This window comes from Ensifer sp. R1-3 (assembly GCF_056739175.1).
Window position 1 is genome coordinate 1,005,174 of sequence record NZ_CP096517.1, and the last position, 16,233, is coordinate 1,021,406.

Annotated in this window: 14 protein-coding genes; 3 read left to right on the forward strand and 11 right to left on the reverse strand. The window is 63.7% G+C overall.

Features of this window, described 5'->3' with window-relative positions:
* Positions 1–91 precede the first annotated feature (91 nt).
* The 11 genes from M1D43_RS29790 to M1D43_RS29840 form a co-directional block, all read right to left on the reverse strand.
* A complete protein-coding gene (locus M1D43_RS29790) occupies positions 92–1,702 on the reverse strand; it encodes a GMC family oxidoreductase (protein WP_318859764.1) in 1,611 nt (536 codons plus the stop codon).
* Complete coding sequence (locus tag M1D43_RS29795; protein WP_498814600.1) at positions 1,699–3,108, reverse strand: FAD-binding oxidoreductase; 1,410 nt, start codon at positions 3,106–3,108, stop codon at positions 1,699–1,701. The genes M1D43_RS29790 and M1D43_RS29795 overlap by 4 nt, the downstream gene beginning before the upstream one ends.
* Positions 3,108–3,923, reverse strand: coding sequence for a shikimate dehydrogenase family protein (locus M1D43_RS29800; RefSeq protein WP_127668139.1), 816 nt, complete (start codon positions 3,921–3,923; stop codon positions 3,108–3,110). The genes M1D43_RS29795 and M1D43_RS29800 overlap by 1 nt, the downstream gene beginning before the upstream one ends.
* 137 nt (positions 3,924–4,060) lie before the next feature.
* Positions 4,061–4,870 carry a 3-oxoacyl-ACP reductase FabG gene (gene fabG / locus M1D43_RS29805; protein ID WP_164780898.1) on the reverse strand — a complete coding sequence of 270 codons (810 nt, stop codon included), beginning with the start codon at positions 4,868–4,870 and terminating at the stop codon, positions 4,061–4,063.
* A gap of 2 nt (positions 4,871–4,872) precedes the next feature.
* The gene (locus M1D43_RS29810; protein ID WP_127509233.1) at positions 4,873–5,577 is read right to left on the reverse strand and encodes an ABC transporter ATP-binding protein; all 705 of its coding nucleotides are present in this window, start codon (positions 5,575–5,577) and stop codon (positions 4,873–4,875) included.
* Positions 5,564–7,330 carry a branched-chain amino acid ABC transporter ATP-binding protein/permease gene (locus tag M1D43_RS29815; RefSeq protein WP_234834222.1) on the reverse strand — a complete coding sequence of 589 codons (1,767 nt, stop codon included), beginning with the start codon at positions 7,328–7,330 and terminating at the stop codon, positions 5,564–5,566. Before M1D43_RS29815 ends, M1D43_RS29810 begins: the two co-directional genes overlap by 14 nt.
* Before the next feature lie 50 nt (positions 7,331–7,380).
* The gene (locus tag M1D43_RS29820) at positions 7,381–8,268 is read right to left on the reverse strand and encodes a branched-chain amino acid ABC transporter permease (RefSeq protein WP_014531224.1); all 888 of its coding nucleotides are present in this window, start codon (positions 8,266–8,268) and stop codon (positions 7,381–7,383) included.
* Positions 8,269–8,394: 126 nt separating this feature from the next.
* Complete coding sequence (locus M1D43_RS29825; RefSeq protein ID WP_127509228.1) at positions 8,395–9,597, reverse strand: ABC transporter substrate-binding protein; 1,203 nt, start codon at positions 9,595–9,597, stop codon at positions 8,395–8,397.
* A gap of 44 nt (positions 9,598–9,641) precedes the next feature.
* A complete protein-coding gene (locus M1D43_RS29830) occupies positions 9,642–11,387 on the reverse strand; it encodes an acetolactate synthase catalytic subunit (protein ID WP_153320655.1) in 1,746 nt (581 codons plus the stop codon).
* A 35-nt stretch (positions 11,388–11,422) separates the two neighbouring features.
* On the reverse strand, positions 11,423–12,424 hold the full coding sequence (locus M1D43_RS29835) for an NAD(P)H-quinone oxidoreductase (protein ID WP_127668140.1): 1,002 nt from the start codon (positions 12,422–12,424) through the stop codon (positions 11,423–11,425).
* Positions 12,421–13,485, reverse strand: a complete 1,065-nt coding sequence (locus M1D43_RS29840; protein ID WP_014531220.1) for a zinc-dependent alcohol dehydrogenase — start codon at positions 13,483–13,485, stop codon at positions 12,421–12,423. Before M1D43_RS29840 ends, M1D43_RS29835 begins: the two co-directional genes overlap by 4 nt.
* Positions 13,486–13,613: 128 nt before the next feature.
* On the opposite strand from M1D43_RS29840, the gene M1D43_RS29845 reads away from it, so the two are divergent.
* The 3 genes from M1D43_RS29845 to M1D43_RS29855 all read left to right on the forward strand — a co-directional run bounded on the left by M1D43_RS29845 (position 13,614) and on the right by M1D43_RS29855 (position 16,192).
* Positions 13,614–14,330, forward strand: a complete 717-nt coding sequence (locus M1D43_RS29845; RefSeq protein WP_017268460.1) for a GntR family transcriptional regulator — start codon at positions 13,614–13,616, stop codon at positions 14,328–14,330.
* Between the two features lie 696 nt (positions 14,331–15,026).
* Positions 15,027–15,584 carry a hypothetical protein gene (locus M1D43_RS29850; protein WP_127509222.1) on the forward strand — a complete coding sequence of 186 codons (558 nt, stop codon included), beginning with the start codon at positions 15,027–15,029 and terminating at the stop codon, positions 15,582–15,584.
* Positions 15,585–15,697: 113 nt separating this feature from the next.
* The gene (locus M1D43_RS29855) at positions 15,698–16,192 is read left to right on the forward strand and encodes a hypothetical protein (protein ID WP_127509220.1); all 495 of its coding nucleotides are present in this window, start codon (positions 15,698–15,700) and stop codon (positions 16,190–16,192) included.
* Positions 16,193–16,233: the final 41 nt, after the last annotated feature.

The following is a 16,233-nucleotide window of genomic DNA, read 5'->3' on the forward strand; positions in this document are numbered from 1 at the left end:
TTATGCGATCATGGACGCACAAAGCGAGACATAAGGCGAAAAACGCATCGCCTTAGCGGGCCACGCCTCGCACTTCAATTTTAGGGCTAATTTATGTTGCAGCATCAGCCAGGATCATGTCCGCCGCCTTTTCCGCGATCATGAAGACAGCCGCCTGGATGTTTCCGGATACCATCGTCGGCATGATCGAGGCGTCTACGATGCGGAGGCCTCCAATGCCGCGCAGCTTCAGCGTCGGGTCCGCCACCGCTTTCTCGTCCGATCCCATCCGGCATGTGCCGCAGATATGATAGATCGTCTGGCCATTGGAACGGGCGAAATCCAGCCAGTCCGCATCCGTGCGGCAATTGGGTCCGGGGTTCATTTCCATGTCGCGGAAGACGTCCATCGGCGCCTGTTCGACGATATGGCGGGCGATCTTCATGCCCTCGACAATGACGCGGCGGTCCTCTTCCTCCGCGAGGAAGTTCGGCCGGATCGAAGGGGCCACAAACGGATCCGGGGAGACCGCATGAATGACGCCACGCGACTGCGGTCGCAATTGCGTCACGCCGATGGTCATGCCGGGCATGCGGTCAAGCACCCGTTCGGCGGCGTTCGCATAGCTTGCATGCATGAAGAAGTACTGAACATCCGGGCCTTCCAGCCCTTCGCGGGTCCGCACGAAACCGTGAACGAGGCCGGTACCGAGCGTAAGTATACCGCGACGGGTGGCGGCATATTGCGCAACGGCCATTGCGAACTTCACCCCGCGCGTCTGCTCGTTCAGCGTGACCGGCTGTTTTACCCGCCAGTTCATGCGGGTGCAGAAGTGGTCGATGTAGTTTTCCCCGACCCCCGGAAGGGCATGGGCCACCGGGACGCCGAGGTTCTGCAGGATGCCCGGATTGCCGATGCCGGAAAGTTCCAGCAATTGCGGCGTCTGCGCCGCACCCGCCGCAAGAATGACCTCCGCCCTCGCCTTGAAACGGAGCTTCACATCGCCAATACGCGCGGTGACCCCGGCTGCCCGCTTTCCATCGAGATCGACGGAAAGGACATGCGCCCCGGTCCGGACGCTGAGGTTCTGGCGCTTCATTGCCGGCTTCAGATAGGCTTCGGCGGCACTGACGCGGCGGCCGCCGCGCTGGTTCACCTGATAGTAGCCGAAGCCATCCTGGCTTTCGCCGTTGTAGTCGGGATTGCGCGCATAACCGGCCTTTTCGGCAGCCCTGATGAAGGCCTCGCCGATTCCCGGGCGGAGTGCGACGGTGCTGAGCGGCAAGAGACCTCCATGCGCCCGTAGATCGTTTGCGGGGCCGTCATAATCTTCGATGCGCCGAAAGAAAGGCAGGACATCGTCGAAACTCCAGCCACGGCAGCCTGCCTGGGCCCAGCCGTCATAATCTTGGGGCTGGCCGCGCACATAGATCATGCCGTTGATCAGCGTCGAGCCGCCGAGGCCCTTGCCGCGCGGCACGGCGATGACGCGGTTCTTTGTCGCCTCTTCCGGTTCGGACTTGAAGCGCCAATTGTAAGTCGGATCGACCAGCAGCTTCGAGAACCCGGCGGGGATACCGATCCACGGGCTACGACCGACGCCGCCGGCCTCGAGCAGAAGCACGCTGTGGCGGCCCGATTCCGTCAGACGGTTGGCGAGTACGCAGCCGGCATTGCCGCCGCCGACGATGATGTAGTCGAAGGTTTCCGCAGCAGCGTTCACGCCGCACCTCCTTTGTTCGGCGCGGCCAGCACCTTTCCGGGATTGAAGAGACCGGCGGGATCGATCGCCTGCTTGATGGTATGGGCGAGCGCCTGTTCAGCGGCCGGCTTGGTGCGCTGCCACTCGCCCACGCGATATTGGCCGAGCCCATGTTCGGCCGAGATCGAACCGCGATGGCGAACGACCGCATCATGAACCGCGCGATTGACCGCAGCCGGATGGTCCTCGGGTCCCAGCAGCACGTTGTAGTGCAGGTTGCCATCGCCGAGATGCCCGAAGACGTTGAGCCGCGCCGTGCGCGAGACGGCCGCTACCGCGGCACGTGCGTCCGCGAGATAGGCAGGCATGACGGTGAGCGGCACGGAGATGTCGTGCTTCAGGCCGCGGCCCTCCCGCGCCTCTGCCTCCGTCACGTGTTCACGCAGCGCCCACAGCGATTGCGCCTGCTGGTGACTCGCGGCTATCACGCCGTCGAGGGCGAGTTCCTCCTCGAAAGCGGCGGCAAGCAGCACCTGCATCGCCGCCTCGAGGCCGGTCAGACTGGACGCGGCTTCGATCAGCAGAAACCACTCGCCCGCGGCGATCGGACTTTTCAGGCCGGCGTGCCTCTCGACGAGCGCAATCGATTCCCCCGAGATGAGCTCGAAGGCGGAAAGCGCATCGCCGATCTCGCTCTGGGCCTTTGCGTAAAGCGCGATCGCCGTCTCCACGTCTGCGACTGAGAGCAGCGCGGTGACGCTGTGGCGCGGCGCCGGCACGAGCCCCAGGACGGCGGCCGTGACGATGCCGAGCGTTCCTTCGGCGCCGATGAAGAGCTGCTTCCAGTCGTAGCCCGCATTATCCTTCCGCAGGTGCCGGAGGCCGTTGACGATCGTGCCGTCGGCAAGCACGACCTCGAGCCCGAGCACGAGAGCGCGCGTCATGCCATGGCGCAGCACATTGACGCCGCCGGCATTGGTGGAAACGATGCCGCCGATGGTGGCAGACCCCTCGGCCGCGAGACTGACGGGCAGCAGCCGCTCCTTTTTCGCGGCTTCCTCCTTGACGGACTGCAGGATCGTACCGGCCTCGACCTCCACGGTCATGCCGATGGGGTCCAGGCTGCGGATCCTGGTCAAGCGGTTGAGCGACAGCAGCACCTGCGACGAACTGGCGTCGGGCGTCGCTCCACCGGCAAGGCCCGTGTTGCCGCCCTGCGGCACGATCGATGTGCCGTGCTTGCGGCAGGCGGCGACGACCTTCGCCACCTCGCCGGTATTGCCCGGACGCACGACACAGAAGGGGCTCCCGACGAAGCTCCGCTTCCAGTCGACGGCATAGGGCTCGACGTCGCCCGGCGCCGTCAGCACTGCCGCAGGGCCGCAGATCGTCCGCAGTTGATCGAGAAGCGCGTTCTGCTCGGCCATTACGCGATCGCCCCCATGTGCTTTGCCATGAGTTCGATCTGGCATTGCAGCATCGGTAGGCCGCGCTGGATGCGGCACCCGAACGCCTCGGCCGCTTTCAGAAGCGGCGTCATCACCGGGTCCATGATCGCGTCTGCGACGACCTGACTGGCAGAGAGACTGGAAAGATCGAGGGGCGGCGCGTCGGTCCCCTTCATGCCGAGCGATGTGCCGTTGACGACGAGTTCGTGGTCGGCCACCGAAGCGGCGTCGGTCGAGAGCGAGAGGCCGGGATGCGCCCGCCGCAGCCGCGCAGCAAGAGCCTCGGCCTTGTCGATGGTGCGATTGGCGATGGTGAGGTGGCTGACACCGGCATCGGCCAGCGCAAACGCGATCGCGCAGGCTGCACCCCCGGCACCGGCCACGTAGGCGCGTTTGCCCTCCGGCTCGAAGCCGGTTACCGTCCGAAGCGCCACGACGAAGCCGATGCCGTCGAGCATCGTCCCCACCATACGGCCGTCCGCCTCGCGCCGGACGCAATTGACGGCGCCGATGTTGCGGGCTTCTTCGGTCACCCCGTCGCAGAGCCCGAGCATGGCCGGCTTGTGTGGCACGGTCGCAATGAACCCGCCGAAATTCTCCATCGCCTTGAGGCCGGATACCAGCGTCACCAGCCCTTCGGGCAGGACATGGAAGGGGATCAGCACCGCGTCCACGCCGTGACGGGCAAAGACCTCGGCCATGACCTCCGGCGTCTTCACGTGATGGATCGGATCGGCGAGAATACCGTAGATGCGGGTCTTGCCCGTGATCCGATGGGCGGGTGCATCCGTCATGCCATGCTCCGTGTCGCTCGGACGTTGGAAGGATTGGTCTGACGCCAGGCATTGGACGCCGAACGCCATTGTGCGGCGAATACGTTCTGTAACAACATCTTTGATCTCGTCTGTTGCGGTGGGCGCGGAGCCTGCCCTCACGTCATATAAAGACCGCCGGCGACGTCGATCGTTTGGCCGGTGACGAAGCTTGATTCGGCAGAGGTTAGATAAACGGCGGTATCCGCCACCTCCTCCGGCTGGCCGAGCCTGCCCATTGGCGTCAGCTTCACCTGCTCCTCGTTGATCTCGCGCGCGACGCCGCGCACCATCGGGGTCTCGATGCGGCCCGGCGCCAGCGCGTTGACGCGGATGCCATAGGGGCCGAGTTCCGCCGCAAGATGCTTGGTGAAGCCGATAAGCGCCGATTTCGTCGCCGCATAGTGGCAGGCAACGATCGGCGAATAGGTCTTGCCCGCCACCGACGACATATTGACGATCCAGCCGCGTTCGGCCCTGCGCATCGATGGCGTGAGCGCGCGGATCGTATTGAACGGGCCGGAGAGGTTGACGGCAACCACGCGGCTCCATTCCGCGGGATCCATCTCCCAGACCTTGTGCGCAACCCCATCGTGCTTCGGCGAAATGCCAGCATTGTTGACGACGGTGTCGAAGGCTTCGCCTATGGCCCTCGCCGCATCGGCAAGCCCTGCTTCGACCGCGTCATAGTCTGCAACGTCGAGAAGAAGCGGCAGACCCTCGCCGTGACCATCGGCCTTGATGAGCGCCACGGTTTCGGCGATGTCGTCCGCGTTCATGTCGGCGACGCCGACGGTCGCGCCGCGGGCAGCAAAGCCGATCGCGATCGCCCGTCCGATGCCGCGACCGGCACCGGTGACGAGCACGCGGCGGCCGGCGTGGCTCGGACGGTAGGAGATGGAGCGAGGGTTTTCTTCTCTTGCAGGCATCATCAAATTCCCAAATAGGCTTGACGGACGTGATCGTTCGTAAGCAGCGCGTCAGAGCTGTCGGAGAGAACAATCTCGCCGTTTTCGAGGACATAGCCGCGGTCGGCGGCCTTGAGCGTATGGAAGACGTTCTGCTCGACGATCAGGACCGTGGCACCCGTCCTGACGATCGTGCCAATGACGTCGAACACCTGTTGCACAATGATCGGCGCGAGACCCAACGAGGGCTCATCGAACATCAGGAGTCTCGGGCGGGCCATCATGCCCCTTGCGATCGCCACCATCTGCTGCTCGCCTCCCGACAGTGAGCCGGCACTCTGGCTCAGCCGTTCCCGTACACGGGGAAAGAGCGATAGCACCTGGTCGAGTGTATCCTTTTGCTTCGCACGCGCCTCCGCGCGATAGGCGCCCATCAGGAGGTTTTCATGCACGGTCATATCCGCAAAGAGTTGCCTGCCTTCCGGGATGAGCGTGATACCGAGATCGACGACCTCATGCGCGGGAAGTCTGGTGATATCCCGCCCCTCGAAGGTGATACGTCCGGCGGTTGGCTTGATCAGGCCGGCGACGGTGCGCAGCGTCGTCGTCTTGCCGGCGCCGTTGGCTCCGACAATGGTTACGACCTCGCCCGCCTGAACGTTGAGCGAGATGCCGTGCAAGATGGTTGTCGCGCCGTATCCGGCGTGAATGCCTTCAAGCCTGAGCATGGGTGAATTCCTTTCCGAGATAGGCTTCGATCACATGCGGATCGCGCACGACATTCTGGGGCTTGCCCTCTGCGACGATCTGGCCGGAGTTCAGCACCACCACACGATCCGACAGCGACATCACCGCTTGCATCACGTGTTCGATGGCGATGATCGAGACACCGCTGTCACGAATGGAGAGCATGAGGTCGATGGCACGGCGGACGTCGGTCTGATTGATGCCGGCCATGACCTCGTCCAGGAGCAGGATCCGCGGCTTCATGGCCATGACGCGGGCGACTTCCAGCCGCTTCAGCCCGCCGATCGTAAGACCTCTTGCTTCGGCGTGGAGCCAGGGACCGAGACCCATGCGGAAGGCCGTCTCGCGCGCCGCCTCGCGGGCGTCATTGACGTCGCGGTAGCGGTGGAAGGCGCCGACCATGATGTTTTCCTCGACCGTCATCGCCGCGAAGGGCTGGACGATCTGGAAAGTCCGGCCGACGCCGATCGCGGCGAAATCCCCCGGCGTCAGCGGCGCCTGCCAGGAGCCGTCCTCCGCCCGAACTTTGACAGAGCCGCTGTCGGGTTTGAGAAAGCCGGAAAGCATGTTGAACACGGTGGTCTTGCCGGCGCCGTTCGGGCCGATCAGGCCGAGGATCTCGCCTTCCTTCAGCGAGAAGCTGACGTCGTTGGTGACGTGCAGGCCGGCGAAGTGCTTGTCCAGATGGTCCGCAATCAGGATGTCGTTGCCGATCGGCGGACGCTCGGCGGCGCGTGGGGTAGCGGCAACCGAAGCTGACTGAGTTCCGCGCTGCGGTGTCGCGTTGCCAAGGTAGCGTGAGAGGATGCCCATCAGACCGTTCGGCATGAAGAGCACGACAAGAACCAGCACGACGCCGTAAACGAAGCCGTGCAGGCCGAGCGCCTGGGCGCCGAGCCAGCCACGGGCGAGTTCGGAGAGCGGCACGAGGAACAAGGCGCCGACGAGCGGTCCGATGACGGTACCAAGACCTCCGATGAGCGCGAACATCGCGATCTGTATCGACATGGTCAACGAGAACATCGCCGCCGGTTCGATGAAAGTGAGATACATGGCGTGGAACGTGCCGATGAAAGCGGTGAGCGCGGCCGAGGCCGAGACCGCGATCAGGCGCACCTTGACCGTGTTCACGCCGGCGGCTTGGGCGGCGCTCTGGCGCTCGCGTGTGGCGACCAGGTAGAAACCCAGGCGGTGCGAACGGATCCACCAGGCGACGGCCAGCGCCACGACCAGCAAGCCGAAGGCGATGAGAAGCGCCGGTGTACGGTCGCGGAAAACCATCCATTCCCAGCCGAATTTCAGCGGGATCATCAGGCCCGTCGCGCCGCCCGTGAACTCGCGAAGGTGCAGCGCGAGCACCCGGAATACCTCGAGGAATGCGATCGTCGCGAGCGAGAAGAACGGGCCGCGCAGGCGGAAGCAGGGATAACTGATCGCAACGGCGACGACGACGGACACCGCCGCACCGGCAAACATGCCGAGCCAAGGGGAAATGCCCATGTTCATCAGCATCACGCCGGCATAGGCGCCAATGCCATAGAAGATGGCGTGACCGAGCGAGAGCTGTCCGGCATAGCCGCCGACGATGTTCCAGGCGGTCGAAAGACCGGCGAAGATGAAGATGGTGATGAAGATGTGCGAGATGAACTGGTCGCCGATGGCAATCGGAGCCGCCAGCAGCGCCAGCAAGAGCGCGCCCAGCGCCGCAGCCTTCTTCAGCGGAAACGGGCTCATGCGCGCGGCGGGTACGGTGTTGTCGAGCGTGGTATCTGTCATGGCTTTCCTCATGGCGATACGTGCGAGAGGTTGAGGCGCTCGCTGAAGAGACCCGATGGCTTGAGGATCAGGATCAGCAGGAACACGCCGAAGACGGCGACCTCACGCAGATCGGATCCGATGTAGAAGCCAGCAAAGCTGTCGATCAGGCCAATAATCATCGCACCGGCAAAGGCGCCGCCGATCGAACCGAGGCCGCCGAGCACCACAACCACGAAGGCGGTCAGCACGAAGTAGGTGCCGATGGTCGGGGACGTCGGATAGAGGGGCGCGACCATGGCGGCAGCGAAGCCTACGCAAGCGGCGCCGATGCCGAAGGTCAGCATGTAGATGCGGTTGACATTGATACCCATGAGCTGGGCGGCGGCGCGGTTCTGCGCTACCGCGCGAATGGCTCGGCCGGTCTGCGTCCGCTGCAGGAACATCCGCAGTCCGACCACGAGCGCCGCAGAAGCGAGCAGAATGATCATCTGCCCGAGCAGCACGCGGACGGGCCCGATCTGAATGGGCATGCGCAGGCCACCCGGAGGCGTGTTGGCGATATCGGCGCCGAAGATCAGGAGCGCCAGATTGATCAATGCCGTGGAGAGACCCACGGTGGCGAAGATCTGGATGTGGTCGTCGCGCGCACTCATCAGCGGCTGGATGATGAAGCGCTGCGTGGCGACGCCCACCAGGAACAAGAGCGGCGCGACCGCCACGACGGTTACGAGCGGATGGAGACCGAGCTTGGCCGTGATCAGGTAGACAAGGTACATCCCGATCATCAGGAACTCGCCATGCGCGAAATTCACGACCTTGACGATCCCGAAGATCAGAGTGAGGCCGATACTGACGATGGCGAAGAGGGCGCCGAGCATCAGACCGCTGGCAAGCACTTGTAGAAACGTATCCATCAACGCCTCACTGTCTGTTGGGCACGGCGATCGGGGCCACGATGACCGAAACGCAGCGTGCTACCCAAGGAGAACTGCGGCGGAAGGCGCAACCGGCATGATGCGCCTTCCGCTCGGGAGGTCGCCTCAGTCGGCGAATTGGATCGGCGCCGTCGCGGCCGCGTCGGGATAGACGGTGACGAGTTTGCCACCCTGCCACTGCATACCCATCATAGAGGCGCGTTCGTTCTGGTTGTTCTCGCCGAACTTGATGCCGTATCCGGCCGCGGTCGCGCCGTCCGGAATGTCCATGGCCTTGACCGCCTCGACGATAGTGTCAGGCTCGAAGCCCTTCGCCTTGTCGATCGCTTCGAGCAAGGCCTTGGCGCCGACATAGTTGTTCAACGAGTGACCGGAGCGCGGGGCGCTGCCATACTTAGCCTTATAGGCCTCGACGAAGGCGTCAAGGCCAGGCGTCGCCTTGGTGTTGACGAGGTATTGGGTGAAGTCCACGTCGAGAACGCCGTCAATCACATCATGGCCCACAGCATCGGCCGTCGGCTGCATAGAGTAGCCGCCACCGCCACCGATGACGGCCGCAGGCTTGTAGCCTGCCTCGTTGGCCTGCTGCAGGAACAGGACGGAGTCGTTCTGGTAGGAAGTCTGCAGCACCACGTCGACGCCGGCTTGCTTCAGCTCCAGCACCAACGAGGACATGTCGACGGTCGCCGCCGGATAGCCGGAGGAAACAACAACGTTCAGGCCCCTCTCCTTGGCGTAGTTGGCCTGGTGTGTCGAGACGGAGGTGCCGTAGCTCGAGTCTTCGTAGATGATGCCGATCTTCAGCTCTTCCGGCTTCTTGCCGATGCCAGGTGCGATCTTGTCCGCGACCATGTCGACGATCATCTTGCCCATGTCGGCGGCGTAAGGGTTGGTGCGGAACAGGTACTTGAGGCCGCGGCCAGTCACCTCGTCGGCGACCGCACCGAGCTCGAAATAAGGAATGCCGGAAAGCTCGGCAACCTGGCTTGCTGCGATAGATCGCGCCGACGAATAGGTGCCGAATATCGCCGCCACCTGCTCGAGCGAGATCAGGCGGCGGGCTTCGCCGATCGCCTGATTGTTGTCGACCGCGTCACCGCGAACCAGGACGACCTTTTCGCCCTGGATGCCGCCGGCTGCATTGATCTCGTCAACCGCGATCTCCAGGCCGCGTGCGCTCTCCTCCCCGAGAAGCGCGAGCTGGCCACTGAAGGGATAAAGCGCCCCGAACTTCACATCGGCATGCGCAGCGGTTGCCGACAGCACGATGGCTGCGACGGTGGTCTTCAGAAGATACGACAGTTTCATGTTCTCCTCCCGGAAATGCCGTTGGTTACGATGGTCTCAAGCTCTCAGTAGTTCAGGGCATCCTTCCCCTGAAAGCTGGTGATCGGCGGATGCGCCCGCTCGTCGGTGATGACGTCGATAACGGTGAGTTCGTCGCGAGACAGTGCTTCCTTCAGGGCCGGCAGAAAGTCTTCCGGCCGGTCGACGCGAACGCCGTTGCAGCCAATGGCCCGTGCGATGGCCGCATGGTCGACCGCCTCGAAGTCGCAGACATCGGTGAAATTACCGAACAGGCTGAGCTCGGCATGTTTCTGGTAGCCGAGGATCTGGTTGTTCAACACAATGACGACGACCGGCAGCTTCATGCGGCGCGCCGTCTCCATCTCCGACCAGACATGACCGAAGCCGCCGTCGCCGGTGAGGCAGACGACCGGCGCGTCCGGACGCGCCGCCTTGGCGCCGAGCGCATAGGGAAGTCCCCAGCCGAGGCCGGCGATGCCGCGCGGCGTGATGAAGCGCTGGCCGGCCTTGCGGGCGGTCAGGAAGTTGGCGATCCAGATCGACGAATAGCTGGCATCGGCGACGACAATGCTTTCCGGCGTCAGCACGCTGTCGAGGTCCGCCATCAGGCGCTCCGGGCGCAGGGGCGCTGCGTCCATGTCGACGAGTCTCTTCATGTCTTCGCGATGAGCGGCCAAGCCCCCGGCGATCTTCTCCTCGAGCGCCTTACAGCGAGTGGAAAGTGCCGACAGGTCCTCTTTGTCCAGCGCTTGCTTCAGCGCCGCGAGCGTGAGCTTGGCATCGCCCGCAAGACGCAGTGCCTCGTAGTTGCGGCCGATCTCGCCGCCGTCCACGTCGAGATGGATATAGGTTGCGCCCTTCGGGTAGAGCGACCAGCTGTCGGTTCCGTTCTGGTTGGTGCGGTTGCCAATGAGAAGCACGACGTCGGCCTCGGTCACGAGACTGCGCAGATGCGAGGTGCGGCCGCGCGGGGCCATGAAATAGCCGACGACACCGAGCGAGAGCGGATGGGTCTCGTCGACCGAGCCCTTGCCCATGACGGTGGTGGCGACCGGCAGGCCGAGCGCCTGCAATGCAGAGAGCTCCGCGGATGCCTGCGAGGCATGCACGCCGCCGCCGGCGATCACGATCGGGGCTTTGGCCTTTGCGATAAGACGAGCGGCCTCTGCGATCCGGGCCGGATCAGAAGCGGTGCGGTCGAGCGGGAACGTTCCAAGGTTCGCGCTGCGGCGCGGTTGTGCGGGATCGATCTCCGGACGCTCGTCCAGGACGTCGAGCGGGACGAGGAGAACCGCGGGGCCTGCGCGGCCGGTCGCGGCAGCGGTGAAGGCCATGTCGACATAGTCGTCGATGCGGGCCGGATCGGCCACGCGGCGGACCCATTTCGCGACACCCGAAAACAGCGCAAAATGGTCGAGCTCCTGGAATGCGTTCTTGTCGATAAAGCGGCGCGACACGTCCTGTACGATCGCGACGACCGGGATCGATGCCTTCAGCGCCTCGGCAAGACCGGGCACCAGCAGGGTCGCCGCAGGCCCGTTCTGGGCGGTGACGACAGAGACCTTGCCGGAGACTCGCGCAAACGCGTCCGCCATGGCGGCGCCGGCATTTTCGGTGCGGTAGCCGATCTGGCGGATGCCGTAATCGGGCGCGGCCAGGAACAGGGCGGAGGGAATGCTCTGACCGAAGATCTCCTTCACGCCGTGGCGCTGAAGGGCTGCGGCGAGCAGATGGGCGCCGGTCATGTTATCGGCGGCCGATGTCGCCTGTGACCTGCTCATAACGTTCATGCTCATTTCCTTTCCTGGCCTTTCGAAGGGCAGGCCTATGCCTGCGTGTCCATAACGAGAACGATCTTGCCGGTATGGCTGCCGCTATCCATGCGGGCATGGGCATCGGCGACCTGTTCAAAGGGATAGGTGGAGTCGATCAGCGGCCGTGCCTCGCCGCGCGCGAGAACCGGCAGCACGTGCTCCTCGAGCGACGCAGCCAGCTTCGCCTTCATGGCGAGCGGACGGGCGCGCAGCGTCGAACCGGTCAGTGTGATCCGCTTCATCAGGAGCGGCAGGAAATCGACCTCCGCCTTCGAGCCCTTCTGGAAGGCGATCTGGGCGATGCGGCCGTCGACGGCGACGGCTTCGAGGTTGCGGGCGATATAGTCGCCGCCGACCATGTCGAGGATGACATCGGGACCGCGACCGCCTGTAAGCTCCTTCGAAACGGCCACGAAGTCCTGGCGGCGGTAATCGATCGCGCCATCGGCGCCGAGTTTCAGGCATGCCTCGCATTTCTCGGGCGATCCGGCGGTGACAATTACCTTGGCGCCGATGGCCTTCGCGAGCATCAGTGCCGTGGTGCCGATGCCTGACGTGCCACCATGGATAAGCAGCGTCTCGCCCCGCTTTAGGCCCGCCCGCTCGAAGACATTGCTCCACACCGTGAAATAGGTTTCGGGAAAGGCGCCGGCCTCCACCAAGGACATGCCGTCGGGCACCGGCAGCGCGGAGGCCTCCTGCACGACCGCCCACTCGGCATAAGCGCCGCTATGGACCAGGGCCATCACCCGGTTGCCGGGTTTGAAGCGGCGTACTCCGGACCCCAGGCTCTCGACCACACCCGCGAGTTCCAGCCCGAGTATGTCGGAGGCACCGGGCGGCGGAGGATAGTTGCCCTGACGCTGCATCACGTCCGGTCGGTTGATGCCGGCGGCGCTGACGCGCACGAGCATCTCGCCTTCACCCGGAACGGGGCGGAGTCGCTCCACGATCTGGAGAACCTCGGGGCCGCCGGGCCTGGATGCGATTACGGCACGGGTGGTGGCGCTCATGCCTCTTCTCCGTTGAACTGGCTGGGCAAAGCACCCGGCAGCAGCAGCACTTTCACCGCCTGTCGGCTGCGGGCGAGTTCGAAGGCTTCGACGGCTTGGGAAAGCGGGCGCCGATGGGTGATGAGACACGAGAGCGTCTCGGCATTCTCTGCAAGCAGTCGGATCGCCTCCTCGAGCGCCTTCGATGTCGTGTCATGGGCCGCACGTAACTGCTTCTTCTCGCGAACGAAGCGGGTGAGGTCGAGCTGGAGCGGCGACGAGTGGATGCCGGCGGCCACCAGAATGCCGCTGGAGCGCAACACCATAAGACCGTCGGCGACAGATTGCGCGACACCCGTGGCTTCGATCACTCGATCGGCCGGCTGACCGAAGGCCTCGGTCACAGCGTCGGCAAGACTGGTTTCGGCAAGATCGGCGATGTGAGGAATGCCCATCTCACGGGCGAGGGAGAGGCGAACCGCGTCGTTGAAGCCGGCCAGCAGGACATCGGCACCGCGATTGGCGGCAACCCAGGCAACACCGAGGCCGATCGGTCCCGGCCCGAGCACGACGGTACAGTCGCCGGGCGCCACCTCGGCGACATCGAGGGCGTTGACAGCAATCGACAGCGGCTCGGTCAGGGCGGCAATCTCGAGATCCAGCCCGTCAGGAATGCGGCGGCAGTTGGAAGCCGGCACCGTGACTCTCTCCGCAAAGCCGCCATCGCAGTGAAGACCTATGATGCTGCGGTGGCCGCAGTCCTGCGGCCGCCCGGCGCTGCAGGCATGACATTTGCCGCAGGTCTTTGTCGGCCAGCAGGTGACGCGATCGCCGGCTCGAAAGCCGCTTACCCCCTCCCCGACGGATTGCACCACGCCGGAGAACTCGTGTCCGATCGTGACCGGCATGACTGCGGTCATGAACTCGTACCCAGCTGTCCACTCATAGGCATGGATATCGCTGCCGCAGATGCCGGCGGCCGCTACCTCGATGGCCAGTTCGCCATAGCCGGGCGCCTGCGCAACGCCGAGCGATACGAGTTCGGCGCCGAACGCGGCCACGGTTTTGCGCAGCGCGATCATGCTTGTCCTCCGCTTTTGCTCCGGCGACTGGCCTCCTCGCCCGTCCCTGTGTACGATTTCCGCTCGCACAAGCCGAAGTTTGTGATATATGTAATTTGTTATAACACTATCCGCGAAGAAGGTGACGCGTGTCAAGAAGCCTGCAAGAAAATAGTGCGAAGACCCTGGAAGAGGCCGACTGGGTGCAGCCGATCGTCAAGGAGAACCTCAGCGATCGCGCCTATTCCGACCTGCGCCAAGCGCTGATGCGCGGGCAGTTGCGACCGGGCGCGCTCCTGCGTCTACGGCCGATGTCAGCACGATTCGGGATCAGCGCGACGCCGATGCGCGAGGCGCTGCTGCGGCTCGTGAGCGAGAAGGCGTTGACCCTCGACGCACGCGGAACCGTGGTTGTCCCCACCCTCACGCTTGACCAGTTGCTCGAGATCCGCGCGGTTCGGACCGATCTGGAGGGGCGCGCGGCCGCGGCCGCGGCCAGATTTGCGTCCAAGCAGGAAATCGACGGGCTGGAGGCTATCCATCGGCAGATCTCACAGTGCCATCTTTCGCAACAGTTCGAAAAGGCGGTCGACCTCAATACCGAGTTCCACCTGGGCCTGTGCCGCCTCGGACGCATGCCGATCGTCTACGATATCGTCGAAGGGCTTTGGGTGCGCTGCGGGCCGATCCTGTCGCATCTCTACGACGCCGGACTGCCGGACTGGGAGCCGCACCCACACTTGCGCGTAATCGCGGCGCTACGGGCCGGCGACGGAGAAGGCGCGCGTGATGCCATCCGTGAGGATATCGAGCGCGGCGGCCAGGGTCTCCTGACACACGTGAAGGATGTCGACGAGGGTACGTAATGGGCTGGCGCCATGCGAACGCGGGAACGATCAGTTTCATGTGTGTGCCCCGTCGCGCACTGCTCGCTTTTGCAACTTGCGAGCTAGAGGGCCTTCGCGCGACGTCGGGTTAGGCTGGTGACCGCGTTCTCCCAATGGTAAGCAACAGGCGGGCGTAGGGGCCCCGGCCAAGGCCGACGCTGTGTTCCCATTGATACATTATGCGGTCTTGTTGGCCCAGAACGTGAACATCCTAGCAACCAGCCGTCCAACGCGCTCGTGAAGAACGGATCCCTTCAATCACTGTGCACTTCGGCTTCGGACACGATTTGGTAGTCCGGCGCGGACAATCAATTCGTTACGCAGGGACGGCGGGTTTGCGCCCCATGTCGGTCATAGACGCCATCATCGCGCCCGCCCGAAAGGAGGCATTCGGTGCTGATCGACTTCTCTCAACCGGTCCGGCATTGTTAAAGGGCGATACTGCCTCCGAGGGCCGTTGCTCACGATGTTACAGAGTGGAAGCAAAGGGCGGGTGACAGCTAAGGTCGCCCGACGCCGATTACAGCCTCGCATGTGTTCGCGCCCATTTATGTCCCGTTCCAATAAGCACATGCGATCTACGGCAGCTAATCGAGCGCGCCACGCAGTGATATCTCCTTTCGCATCCGATGCCGCGCAGCGCGATGACGCGTGCAGCAAGGAAGGGAGCGCCAGATGAAAAGCATGAACTTTAATACGCCTAGTGTCATTAGGGGACTCCGGCAGCTAACCACGTCAGGGATTGCCGCCTTGATCGCGCTTGGAGCCGTTTTGGGTCCGGTGTCTCCTGCTGCCGCGCATCATGGGTGGCCTGGCTTCGAGACCGATCGCCTCATTTATATCTCGGGAACGGTTTCTTCGGACGGCGTCTGGGGGAACCCGCACTCCCAGTTCGACGTCACACTGGACAGCAGCATGCCTGCCGACACTCCTGATCTGAGGATTCCGGAGGAGTTGCAAGATCCTGAGGATAGCAGCCGAGTCAATGCTGCTCGCTCATATAAAGGTCCCCATAAGGAGCTGGAAATCATCATTGCTCCTCCTGCGTGGTCGGGCAGGTGGGGCCTGGGCCGTGCGCTGAAGATCGGCGAGCGCTTCCGGGCCGTCGGCTACATCAATCGGACGAACGACGGCCTGTTTCGTCCGGTCGTGTTCTGGTACGGCGATGACAATGTGCCGGTGAACCAAGTGCTGGGCAACACGCTTCCGGTACGAGCCCCCCTTCCGAAGTAGGCTTCGGCCGCTACAGACTGATGGCTTGAGGCGATCCTGCTCGCCGTCATCTCAGCAGGCGTGGGAAGATCCTTTCACCTGCGCCATCACCCGCGGAATGGACGTGTACGGATATGTTTGATCTGCTCAGCTCTCTGCTGATGATGTTGCAGAGTTCAGCCCTCGGCGATGTGGTACGGAATGCCCGTTACTTCTATCCCGTGCTTGAGGCCATCCACATCATTGGGATCGCTCTTCTGGTCGGCCCCGCTTTCACCTTCGACTTCCGCCTTCTGGGTTTGGGACACCGTACCGTTTCCGTCACCACAACGGCGCGCTATCTGCTCCCGGTTTCCCACGCGGGCTTGGCCATCGCCGCAACAACTGGCGTCGCACTGATGAGTGCGCAGGCGACTGTGATCGCCAGCGCCGGAGCCGCACCATGGAAGTTCGGTCTGCTAGTTCTTGCCGGCGTCAATGTAGCTGTCTTCCACGGCGGCATCTACCGGAGCGTGGATAACTGGACGGATGCTGCGGTGCCTCCCGTCGCCGCCCGCCTCGGGGCAGCAATATCATTGACCGCATGGACGGGCATCATCTTCGCCGGACGGCTTCTAGCCTACACCTGATCTCCGAGACGAACTAGCCGGAGCGACAGATAGGGCTTCTG